The sequence below is a fragment of the Halarsenatibacter silvermanii genome, from assembly GCF_900103135.1.
Lineage (GTDB): Bacteria > Bacillota > Halanaerobiia > Halanaerobiales > Halarsenatibacteraceae > Halarsenatibacter > Halarsenatibacter silvermanii.
Genome location: NZ_FNGO01000010.1, coordinates 87662 through 98110 on the forward strand (window position 1 = coordinate 87662; position 10449 = coordinate 98110).

The following is a 10449-nucleotide window of genomic DNA, read 5'->3' on the forward strand; positions in this document are numbered from 1 at the left end:
ATTTTAGGGGGCAAAATATGCTGGATATCCACAGGATCAAAAGTTTTGAGATGCCTACCAGGATTATCACAGGAGTGGGCTGTCGGAAGGAACTTGTACCTGCTTTAGAACAGGAGGAAGTGACCAAACCTCTGATCGTTACCGACGAAGGAATTATCGAAGCCGGGTTGCTGGAAAAAATAACCTGTCTGCTTGAAGAAAAGAACATCGAGTTTGAAGTTTATTCTGAAGTGGAAGCCAACCCGGATATAGAAACAGTAGATCAGGGTTGTGATATTTTTCAGGAGAAAGGTTGTGATGGGCTGATAGCGCTGGGAGGTGGAAGCTCGATCGATACTGCCAAAGGTATAGGGGTTTTAGATCAGCATGGCGGATCTATTAAAGAATATGAATTCGGGCAAAAACCTCTCCAGAGGAGAATAACTTCCCTTATAGCTCTACCAACCACGGCAGGTACAGGCAGCGAGGTAACCATGTGGGCTGTAATAACCGATCATGAAAGAGAGATCAAATACAATGTGGGAGGACCATTGATAGCCCCTCAGGTTGCCATAGTCGATCCTGAACTGCACGTATCGATGCCGGCTTTTATAACGGCAGAAACAGGAATGGATGCCCTCTGCCACGCCATAGAATGCTATACTTCCCATTATGCTCAGCCTCTGACTGATTCTGTGGCTTTGCTGGCAATAGAATACTGTGCCAAATATCTGAGGCGGGCCACAGCCAATTCTCAGGATCTGGAGGCCAGATATTATATGGCTCAGGCGGCCACTCTGGCCGGGCTTTCTTACGGCAGCGAGAGTGCTGGAGCAGTTCACGCCATGGCCCAGAGTCTGGCAGGCATTAAACCGGAAATAAGACATGGAGCAGCAGTCGGGGCTTTGCTGGCTCCAGTAATGGAGTATAACTGGTTGGGCCGCCCGGAAAAATTCAGCCGCATAGCTGAAGCCATGGAAGAAAATGTCTGGGATCTTACAAATAAGGAAGCTGCAATTGCCGGAATAGAAGCGATCAGAGGACTGGTTGAGGATATAGGGATTCCGTCTTTGAGAGAGCTGGGTATTACCAGAGATGAAATACCAGAGCTGGCTCAGGCCGCTGAAGATGATCCGCAGACGGTGGGCAATCCTCGTGACGTGGATAAAAATAGTTATAAAGAAATTTATCATAAAGCTTTAAAGAGAAAATAATTGCTGTTGAAAATATTCTTTATCCTTTCTTTGGAGGAGGACAAAATTGATGAATCAGGAAGAAAAAATTTTGGATGAGGTTGAAAATGCGGCGCGGAATAATCTGGCTGAAAAACGCACTATGGCCTGTTCTCAGGCGGTAAATCTGGCTCTGCAGGAAAAATTTCTTAATGGAGAGATAAATTCTGAGCTGGTAAAGGCACTAGCTCCCTTTGCTGGAGGCACCCGGCGCAATTCTTTGTGTGGGGCTTTAGTCGGCGGTATAATCGGTATAGGAATGAAACATGGAGTTGATCTTGAAAATATGTCCCGGCTGGAAAGCCTTACTTCCTCCTATAAACCGGCTCAGGAATTTTATGAGTTTTTCGAAGAAGATAATGAAAGTTTGAACTGCTATGATATTATTGGTTATGATTTGAGGGATGATGAGCAGAGAGAGGAATGGCTTGATCGGGATGGCTGGAATGAGTGTGCTGATCGTTGTGGAAGGGCAGCCCGGAAGGCTGCTAAATTAATAATAAAGTGGGATGATCTGAAGGGGGGCGAATGACCGACATGGACTCAAGCATCAAAAGAGAGCTGGCTGAGAGGCTTGAAGAAGCTAAAAAAACAGGCGATCCTATCCCGCCTCTCACCAATGAATATCCGGAAATGACCATTCAGGATGCCTATGATATACAAAATATCAACAGGGGAGAGATACTGAAAACTGAAGAGTTAAAGGGTCGCAAAATTGGTTTGACATCCCGAGTAATGCAGGATAATTTTGGCGTGACTGAGCCGGATTTTGGTTTCATATCTGAAAGTTTGCTAACGGCTGAAAAAAAGTTAGGCCTTCGTGAGCACAATTTAATCCAGCCCAAAATTGAGGCTGAGATAGCTTTCATCATGGATAGAGATATTTCCGGTCCCGGGGTTAATTTTAGAGATGTACTGCAGCATACCTACAGAGTAGTTCCAGTCTTTGAGATTATTGACAGCAGAATCAGGGATTGGAATATTGAGATTCAGGACACCATAGCAGATAATGCTTCCTGTGGTCTGGTGATCATAGGAAATGGCGCTGCCGATCCGGATGATATTGATCTGCGCACAACCGGTCTGATATTGACCTGTGATGGCAAACTGCAGGACACAGCGGCCGGAGCAGAAGTTTTCGGACATCCAGCCGGTTCAGTTGCCTGGCTGGTTAATAAGATGTCTGAATTTGATGAGGGTTTAAAGGCGGGAGAGCTCGTACTATCAGGCTCCCCTGTTGCAGCTTATAAAATAAAACAAGGAGAATTTTGGGAAGCAGAAATAGGAGATATAGGTAGGGTTACAGCAGCTTTTTAATCTATCTAGAAAACTTTTGTTTTTACAGGAAGAATTTTGCCGGAGATCTGCCCTGCCTAATGAATAAAGACACACAACCTGTCCCCGGAGAAAAGTTTATGGGGACAGGTTGTGTGTCGTTTTCTTTTCTGTTTAAAGATAATATTCTACAGCCTGGTCCAGAGCCATCTCTCCGGCCAATCTGTCCTCCAAAATATCTTCTTCTTTTAAACGCAGAGCCAGATAAATACCGGTATAGTAATGAGGATTCCATTTTTCTTTATCATAATTCAGGGCATAAAGGCGTATTATCCAGTCCTGCAGCCGGGATAGGTTTTTCTCAGCCAGACCTCTTATCATTTTGGTAGTGTATTCTACATCTTCATAAGAAAAACATTCATAGAAATCGGCAAAGTTTTCCGGCAGCTTAAGATTTATGTCCTCTTTCACCCTTTCCAGACGTTCCTGACTTATCGCCTTATCTTCAATTCTCTTATGATAATAAATTTTGTAGGGCAAAGGAAAATTATCGGAGTGAAAACTGGCCCTTTCCCAGAGGCGATATATTACCAGGGTGATCATGTGATGAAGATTGATTATGCCCTGACCTGAAGCTGCTCTGCGCATTGCATTTTCAGGCAAAGAATCTAAAGCGTAATCATCTGGAGCAAAATCCGGGGGGATTTCGTATCTATTTAAGTACAGCAAATGTGATAAAATGGCACTTTCCGCCGCCGGGTGTCTGGTGTTTACCAGCTCCTCGAATACGGGAAAAAAGCAGCTGAGGCTGTGCCCTAAATTTTCGGGGCCGTATACTCCTCCCAGAGAAAGCAGCAGATCCTGCAGATAATCAGCTTTTTCTTCATAAGCCTGAAGCGCATAATAAAAAGCATTATGAGCATTTTTTTCCGCCAGCTCTTCCAGCATCATCCTGACAGGCTCATCAACAGACTGGCTAAAATATTTATTCTCAGCCCTAACATCCAGCCAGTTTCTTTCTCTGACTTCAGTAAGGAACAGATTCAACACAGCCAGCTCACTTGCCCGGCTGAGCTTATTCTTTCTGGCCAGGCTTCTCAGAAACACTGCCATTTTGACCTGGTGAAAGTTACCATAGGTGAGATTGGCCTCGAAAAGCAATACCGGCAGAAGTTCATCGATAAAACTGACCGCGCTCCAGTTTTTGTCATCCTTAAGTCTCTGCAGAAATTTTTCTTTCTCATGACCGTCTCCTGCAAGCAGCCGCTGCAGATATGAATCCATTAATTTCCCTCCCCTCAGTCCTTAGCCAGATATAGCAATTCTTTTATATCAGGCTTCTCTCCCAGCTGATAAATTTTATAAATTCAATATTTCCTTCGCATGTTTTTCAGATCCAATTTTTCTGACCATACCTGATTGCTGGGCTGATGTTCAATGCTAATCTCCAGTGGAACTACTTTTTTTGCTGGAGTTTTTGAAAATTATTCTCGAGATCGACCATCTGATTTTTGCAGACACTGGTCCAGGCCAGAGGATAAAAAGATACCAGAACTCTCTGCAGCATCTTTTGATTTAATAACTCTCCTGACTAATTCTGTTTCCATTATAGCAATATCAGCTGATAAAAACAATTTATTCCAGCTGCTGTGCCTGGGTGTGTGTTTGAAGATATGTTTGTAAAGGTAATATGTTTATGATAAAATAGTCGTGTAGAAAAATAATTATTTTTTGAGGGGCTATAGCTCAGCTGGACAGAGCGGCAGATTCCTAATCTGCAGGTCGCAGGTTCAAGTCCTGCTAGTCCCACCATCTCTTTTTATTGATATAACAACGATTAAAAGGCCCCGGGAGTTTATGCCCGGGGCCTTCGAATTTTTGTCCTGCACCCATTCTGCACCCGAAAATTGAAAAAATTGCTTTTTAGCCTTATAAATTCGTTTGGTTGTGTAATTTTTGTACGGCTTTTTTCTGCTCGTTTATAGAAACATGTGAGTATATATTTAGAGTAGTTTCCACTCTTGCATGTCCTAATCTTTCCTGAACTACTTTAGGATTTATACCGGCTTCTAAAAGCCAGGTTGCATGAGTGTGCCTTAAATCATGCAATTTGTATTCGCCCATATTTAGGTCCCTGCATATAGACTTAAATTTTTGAGTCAAATAGTCCGGCCTTAAAGCTAGACCGTCCGGGGTTATAAATATAGGATCCTCTCCGCCTGCGAAAGCAGCGTTTTTCTTTTTATATTTCTTTAAAATTTTAGCAGTTTCATCTGCCAAAGCTATTTGCCTTCTGGATGATTTATTTTTCAATCCTTGATATTTAAATTCTCCTCCCACCATCTGGCCGGTACGCTCAACTTCGATAATTTGCCTTTCAAAACTTATATCCTTACATTTTAATCCGGTGAATTCACTTCTTCGCATTCCGGTATTTAAAAGCAGATAATAGGCGGTATAAAGCATTTCGCCTTCGATAGATTCCAAAAATTTTTCGACTTCTGCTCTGCTAAGAGGATTAGTATCGCTAGAAGGTGTGGGAGCTTTTATCGACTGACAAGGGTTGCTTTCAATAAGTCCATATGGGCTTACAGCGTGTTTTAAAGCCATAGAAAGTAAGCGGTGGTGTGATTCTACGGTTCTATTGGATAATCCTCCAGAATCTCCTATACTCCCCTTTGATAATTTTTGGTTTTGGTATTCTAAGATATGCATCGGTTTAATTTCATTCAGCCTTAATTCTCCTAAACTGGGGATTAAATGATTATAAATTATCCCTTTATATAACCTGGCTGTATTATGCTTTACATTCGAGCGATAATCTTCAAACCAATCAACTAAGTATTTTTTAAGTTTTACATTTCCACCTTCCTGGTAGCCACCCTTAATCATTTCGGCCATGACTTTTTCGGCTTCTTTTTTTGTTCCATTAACAGTTCTATAGATCCGTTTACGCTTTCCCGTCTCTGGATCTCTTCCACTCTCTATTCTGACTTGCCATTTTTTGGGCCCTCTTTTTATTAAATGGGCCATATTTCTTCTCCCTTCCTTTTAAATTTTTCGTTTATTTCAAATCAAAAGCCTGAAAATTTTCATCAAACAGAAAAGAATGTTGTGGCGAGAAAAATTCTAAATATTCTGTCCAGTAATCAAAAGCTTCTTCTTTTATAACTTGTGAAAGATTTTCATTTAAAATTATATAGTTATTATTAGGAGATATGTAGATCATGCCAAAAATGCTTTCGCCTAAATTGGCAAAAATCTTCTCCCCTTCTCGGGCTACAAATGACATAAACTGCCCCCCCTTCATTAATTACTCGGTCTCATCAATGGCTTTAATCACTCTGATAATTTTTTCGATTTCGTTGTCCGAAAGATTTTTAGTTTGTTCAAATAATTTTTGCAAGGAATCTCTCTTCCGCAATTCCTCAAAATATTCAACTAATTTTGGATGATTTGATATGGCCTTTTCAATTCTATCATGGCCTTCTGTAAGATCGCTTGCATTAGCTTTGATATCAGTCAATCCTATTAAATAATCAACTGATACATCAAATGTCTCGGCAAATTTTTTGAGTTTATTTTTGCCCGGGGAACGTTGTCCATTTTCATAAGAGCTGATTGTAGAGTTAGTAATTCCTGTAATCTTGCCTAACTCTTTCTGCGATAAATTCTGTTCTTTTCTTAATTTTTTAAGACGTTTAGAAAAAATATTATTTTCCACTTTTGACACCCTCTTTCCACGCTCCCTTTCATTTTATTGAAAGTACTGTAAATAGTATACTTCACAATATAATAAAAGTCAAGACAGCAAATTAAAAATAACAGCAAAAATAGTTCTACATTATTTGAAATTATTACTTCACAAAAACTTGAAAATATGGTATGCTACAAGTAAGTTAAAATATATATAGGAGTTTTAAAGTTATACAATAAAAGCTTTAAGCTGCTTTATAGCAAGAATAAGAGAGGAGATGAAGAATCATGGAAATTTAACTGCTATAAAATAATAATGTTTTTTTTGGCTAATAATTACACAAAATTAGAAACTATTAATTTGGGAAACTAAAAAGGAGTGGAATAAAATGGTAGAGCAAAAAATGTTGGAAACATTACTAAGGATAGAAAGTAAATTAGAAAATATGAATAATGGAGGCCAGGAAGAATTTATAACAGATGAGAAACCGGTTTTTAATACACAAGAAATGGCTGAAATGATTGGTTGTCATGTTGATACTATAAGAAGGAATTGTAGGGAAGGAAAAATTCCTCACAAAAAATTCAGCGGGAAATTTATTTTTCCACGAGAACAGATAATAGAGTGGTTGAGAGATTCCAGGGGAAACTGGCAAAGGCCAGCAGGTGATGAGTTATCAGCAGATATCCTACAATTTAAAAATAGTTTAAATCCAGAAAAAAAGTATGAGGTTTAAATTAGTAAATAGTTAGTTGCAAATTATTCTTATGATCTATTCTATCAACTAATTATATTTTTGAACGGTGATTTTTATAAAGTTAGGGGGAATTTAAAATGAGATGTTCACACTCGCAGATTAATCGATACGAAACCTGCGGCCAGCAGTACGAGTATTATTATATTAACCGGCTGCGGCCTTTTACGCGTTCGGCAAATTTATCTTTTGGCTCGGCGATACACGAAACCCTGGCCGATATGATACTGGATAAGGACGAGGGCAAACTTAAAGACGCCGGTTATTATGGGAACCACTTTTCAAAAAAATGGGAAAAAGAAAACGAGGCAGAACTGGAATTCGGCCGATACGATAATTTTGAAAAACTAAAAAACACCGGACAGGCTCTCATCGAGATGTTTTACGAGGAGGAGCTGGGGCGGATAGTTAAAGTCCACGATGTTGAAAGAAAGATGAAATATAAAATAGCCGGGGTCGATTTCATAGGTTACGCCGATCTTGTGGCCGATGTTGCAAATCATAAAGGCGAGATCGTTACAGCCTTAATAGATTTTAAAACCTCCGGCCGGCGTTACGGTGATGAGAAAGTGTTACTTTCAGATCAGCTTACCAATTATATGATCGCGGCCGAAAAAGTATTTAATCTGCCCGGGGGCGGTGAGGTAGAGGCCGCGGCCTTTTGCGTTTTGTTAAAACAAAAAACGCCGAAAATTAACTGGCATTTTAGAGAAGGTTTTGACCGCGAAAGTTACGAGAAGAAAGTCGAAAATATAACAGCGGATATTATTACCGGTAAGTTTTTCAAAAAGCCCGGTATGCATTGCTCCTGGTGCGATTTTAAGTCTGTCTGTATCGGGGTTAAGGATCCGGCCGATGAATTATACACCGAACTCTACAGCGGCCCGGCGCTCCTCATGGGCGAGGTCAACGAATTGCCGATTACTTTCGGCGAGGGCGGCGAGTGGGATTTTGATCCGAGCGTAAACCCCCAGAGGGCGGTTAAAAAGTATATACGATATTACAATATTATCGGCGAGTATATCTTCGCGGTCACAAAAGATTTCCGCGGCAGCCCCAGAGAATATTTTTATAAACTGTCCCGGGACGGCAAACTGGAAAGGCTAAAAAATTATAAGCCAGATACGGTTGACGAGGCCGAAAAAGACGAAGAATTTTATGTGCCGTTTTAGGAGGGGTGATAATGCAAACTCCGGAATATGTAGAAAATTTACTGAAAATGGCAGGTAAAAAAGGTGAGGCCCGACGGGAAATGGCACGGGAGCTGAAAATGCCCGACTATTGGACGGTATTGGAAAGACAGGTTGACTGGTTTTATTTGAAAAAGTTGGCGGAAAAGTTAGTGGGAGAAATAAACGCCGAGGAATTTAAGAAATCGATTATCTGTTCTGATTGCCCGGTTAAGGTTTGCGAGGCGGAAGTGACCGAGTGTTATAAGCTGGCCGAACAAATAAATTATTTTGAGGAGGCGATGTAAATGAAAATTTATGAAAAGTTGCAGAAAATCCAGGCCGAATTAAAAGCTCCAAAATCACAGTTCAATAAATTCGGCGGTTATAATTATCGGTCCTGCGAGGATATTTTAGAGGCCGCGAAACCTCTTTTAAACCAGCGGGGGCTGGCCCTTTCAATCAGCGACGAGATAGTGCAGGTTGGCGAGAGATATTATATTAAGGCAACCGCCCGGCTTATCGATACCGAGGAAGGCGAAACTTACGAAACCACCGCCTTTGCCCGCGAGGCTAAAGATAAAAAGGGTATGGACGATAGTCAGATAACCGGGGCGGCAAGCAGTTACGCCCGGAAGTACGCGTTAAATGGTCTTTTCTCAATTGACGATAACAAGGACGCAGATTATACAAATAAACACAATAACGGGACGGCTAAAAAGGCTGAAAAAAAGACGAAAAAGCCAGCTAAAAATAAGAAAAAATCGGCCGGCGATGATGTAAGAACAGCGCGCATAAACGGTCTGAAAAATACCGCCGCGAATAACGGGAGTGTACTGGATCAAGACGATATGAATTATCTCGGTAAGGAAATTAAGGCAATGGGCAAAGAAAAATTAGAGGATCTCACGCAGGAAGAATACCAGAGTTTGGCGGCACTTTTAAAACAGAGAATAATGAAGAAGGGGGCTTAAATTATGAAATTCCCCGCCAGCGGACTGCAGATTAATACGCTTAAAGAAGGGCTAAAAATAACGGTCTATGTTGAGAAGGACGCCCGGCGCGAGGTATTAGAGCAGGTCCATAACTTTATAGACCGGCCTCTTGAAGTGGATATCAATATCAACGCGGCCGGCCGAGTTAAAGAGCTGGGCCAGATATCCGGCGAGCAGCGCAAAAAGATTTACGCCGTCTTAAAAGATATCGATGAATACACCGGGCAGGGCGTCGAGAGTATTAAACGAGAGATGAAAAAGATCTTTACGGCCGAGAGCGGATCCGAGATGTTTTCCCTGTCTGATTGTGACAGGGAACTGGCGGGGGATTTTATAGAATTCCTTATAGGTTATTGTTTTGAAAATGGGATAAGTTTAAGCGATCACCCGGCCGATAGTTTAGACGATATTGAAAAATATATGTATGTTTGTATCGATAAGAAGATATGCGCTGTATGCGGCGAGAAGGCCGAAATACATCACTACGACGCTATAGGTATGGGGGGATAGGGATAAGGTCGACGACGCTGAGAACTTAATTATGCCGCTCTGTCGGACACACCACAGCGAGGCTCATAATATAGGTCGGGAAACTTTTATTGAAAAATATCGTATAAAACCTGTAAGGAGGAATTAAAATGGAAGAAATTTTGGATTCACTAAAGGACGATACCGAGAGGCTTTTTGTCGAAACTTTTTGCCGGGATTGCCCGGAGCCGGTTAAAGAGTTAACGGCTATGAATATGATAGTGGAAAAAGGACAGCTGCCGCTGGAAGATGTCATGATGGGCGTTATACATTCAGCCTTAGAAGATCATTATTTTGGAAAAAAGAGGGGGATATAAAATGTTAAATAAAAATGCGGACATTTGTCCTCCCCCTAAGCTGCTGGACATCATAGCAGCTATAATATAGTATTAAGTCTAAGGGAGGACAAAAAACCATGGCAAAAACAAGCCAACAGAGAGTCGAAGTTAAAAATCGTGACAAACAGCTGAAATATATCCTGGAAAATGAGTTTGAACTTTCACCACGTGAATCGGAATCAATCGTGAAGACTGCAAATGAGATATATGAACTGGAAAATTATGAACCCTCTCATCAGGCTGACAGAGGTAAAATAGTCAGGACGGTAATCTCCAAGGATGCAAAGCATGGCCCCAGATTAGAAGAACTTCCCAAAGTCAACGTTACGCTGACTAAAGACATCCAAAAAGAGGATAAAGACCTTTACCGTAAGGAAGGTAAAACCAGCCTCAGACAGTCCAAGATACTGCGTATGACCAATGAAGCCTTAGAGCAGGACGGATTACTTACCCAGGAGGATCTGGCGGATATCCTGGAAGTC

The 10449-nt window shown here is 41.2% G+C and carries 16 protein-coding genes and 1 tRNA gene; 12 read left to right on the forward strand and 5 right to left on the reverse strand.

The window, feature by feature from the left end; genetic code table 11:
• The first annotated feature begins 17 nt into the window (after window positions 1-17).
• From gbsB to BLT15_RS07000, 3 genes are read left to right on the forward strand one after another with little or no spacing between them, the layout of a single operon-like run.
• Complete coding sequence (gene gbsB / locus BLT15_RS06990; protein ID WP_089760098.1) at window positions 18-1193, forward strand: choline dehydrogenase; 1176 nt, start codon at window positions 18-20, stop codon at window positions 1191-1193.
• Between the two features lie 49 nt (window positions 1194-1242).
• Complete coding sequence (locus tag BLT15_RS06995) at window positions 1243-1743, forward strand: C-GCAxxG-C-C family protein (protein WP_089760100.1); 501 nt, start codon at window positions 1243-1245, stop codon at window positions 1741-1743.
• Window positions 1744-1748: 5 nt separating this feature from the next.
• Entirely contained in the window at window positions 1749-2528 is a 780-nt protein-coding gene (locus BLT15_RS07000) for a 2-keto-4-pentenoate hydratase (protein WP_159429851.1), read from the forward strand.
• A 132-nt stretch (window positions 2529-2660) separates the two neighbouring features.
• Here BLT15_RS07000 and BLT15_RS07005 read toward each other — a convergent pair whose 3' ends face one another.
• Both BLT15_RS07005 and BLT15_RS07010 read right to left on the reverse strand, forming a co-directional pair.
• Window positions 2661-3770, reverse strand: coding sequence for a hypothetical protein (locus BLT15_RS07005; protein ID WP_089760106.1), 1110 nt, complete (start codon window positions 3768-3770; stop codon window positions 2661-2663).
• A gap of 172 nt (window positions 3771-3942) precedes the next feature.
• On the reverse strand, window positions 3943-4053 hold the full coding sequence (locus tag BLT15_RS07010) for a redoxin domain-containing protein (RefSeq protein WP_089760108.1): 111 nt from the start codon (window positions 4051-4053) through the stop codon (window positions 3943-3945).
• Between the two features lie 168 nt (window positions 4054-4221).
• Here BLT15_RS07010 and BLT15_RS07015 point away from each other — a divergent pair.
• Window positions 4222-4298: transfer RNA gene (locus BLT15_RS07015), tRNA-Arg, on the forward strand.
• 117 nt (window positions 4299-4415) lie between these two features.
• On the opposite strand, the gene BLT15_RS07020 is transcribed toward BLT15_RS07015, so the two are convergent.
• From BLT15_RS07020 to BLT15_RS07030, 3 genes are read right to left on the reverse strand one after another with little or no spacing between them, the layout of a single operon-like run.
• The gene (locus BLT15_RS07020) at window positions 4416-5519 is read right to left on the reverse strand and encodes a site-specific integrase (RefSeq protein WP_089760110.1); all 1104 of its coding nucleotides are present in this window, start codon (window positions 5517-5519) and stop codon (window positions 4416-4418) included.
• 31 nt (window positions 5520-5550) lie between these two features.
• On the reverse strand, window positions 5551-5778 hold the full coding sequence (locus tag BLT15_RS07025) for a hypothetical protein (RefSeq protein ID WP_089760112.1): 228 nt from the start codon (window positions 5776-5778) through the stop codon (window positions 5551-5553).
• A 21-nt stretch (window positions 5779-5799) separates the two neighbouring features.
• Complete coding sequence (locus tag BLT15_RS07030) at window positions 5800-6219, reverse strand: helix-turn-helix domain-containing protein (RefSeq protein WP_200769714.1); 420 nt, start codon at window positions 6217-6219, stop codon at window positions 5800-5802.
• Window positions 6220-6571: 352 nt separating this feature from the next.
• Here BLT15_RS07030 and BLT15_RS07035 point away from each other — a divergent pair, with 352 nt between their 5' ends.
• From BLT15_RS07035 to BLT15_RS07070, 8 genes are all read left to right on the forward strand, one after another.
• Window positions 6572-6919 carry a helix-turn-helix domain-containing protein gene (locus BLT15_RS07035; protein WP_089760114.1) on the forward strand — a complete coding sequence of 116 codons (348 nt, stop codon included), beginning with the start codon at window positions 6572-6574 and terminating at the stop codon, window positions 6917-6919.
• Window positions 6920-7017: 98 nt separating this feature from the next.
• Entirely contained in the window at window positions 7018-8109 is a 1092-nt protein-coding gene (locus tag BLT15_RS07040; protein ID WP_089760116.1) for a RecB family exonuclease, read from the forward strand.
• An 11-nt stretch (window positions 8110-8120) separates the two neighbouring features.
• Entirely contained in the window at window positions 8121-8414 is a 294-nt protein-coding gene (locus BLT15_RS07045; RefSeq protein ID WP_089760118.1) for a hypothetical protein, read from the forward strand.
• On the forward strand, window positions 8415-9080 hold the full coding sequence (locus BLT15_RS07050) for an ERF family protein (protein WP_089760120.1): 666 nt from the start codon (window positions 8415-8417) through the stop codon (window positions 9078-9080).
• Window positions 9081-9083: 3 nt separating this feature from the next.
• Window positions 9084-9611, forward strand: a complete 528-nt coding sequence (locus BLT15_RS07055) for a putative HNHc nuclease (protein WP_089760122.1) — start codon at window positions 9084-9086, stop codon at window positions 9609-9611.
• 31 nt (window positions 9612-9642) lie between these two features.
• The gene (locus BLT15_RS13820) at window positions 9643-9738 is read left to right on the forward strand and encodes a hypothetical protein (protein WP_089760125.1); all 96 of its coding nucleotides are present in this window, start codon (window positions 9643-9645) and stop codon (window positions 9736-9738) included.
• A 1-nt stretch (window position 9739) separates the two neighbouring features.
• Window positions 9740-9946: a hypothetical protein gene (locus tag BLT15_RS07065; RefSeq protein WP_089760126.1), complete on the forward strand. Its 207-nt coding sequence runs from the start codon at window positions 9740-9742 to the stop codon at window positions 9944-9946.
• 98 nt (window positions 9947-10044) lie between these two features.
• A partial coding sequence (locus tag BLT15_RS07070) for a DUF1670 domain-containing protein (protein WP_143423034.1) occupies window positions 10045-10449 on the forward strand: 405 nt, incomplete at its 3' end.